This is a genomic window from Janthinobacterium sp. UMAB-60, from assembly GCF_900095235.1.
Classification (GTDB): domain Bacteria; phylum Pseudomonadota; class Gammaproteobacteria; order Burkholderiales; family Burkholderiaceae_D; genus Janthinobacterium.
On the sequence record NZ_LT607545.1, the window covers coordinates 1 to 217 of the forward strand.

General features: G+C 51.2%; 1 rRNA gene. It reads left to right on the forward strand.

Annotated elements, in window-relative coordinates:
• Nucleotides 1-217: ribosomal RNA gene (locus K0F86_RS27240) — 23S ribosomal RNA — on the forward strand; the annotation flags it as partial.

The window sequence follows — 217 nt, forward strand, 5'->3', positions numbered from 1 at the left end:
GCAGGAAAAGAAATCAACCGAGATTCCCAAAGTAGCGGCGAGCGAAATGGGAAGAGCCTGCATGTTTTAGCATGACGCATAACAGAATCCTCTGGAAATAGGAGCCATAGACGGTGATAGCCCGGTACGTGAAATGCGATGTGTGGAACTAAGCATGCGACAAGTAGGGCGGGACACGTGACATCCTGTCTGAATATGGGGGGACCATCCTCCAAGG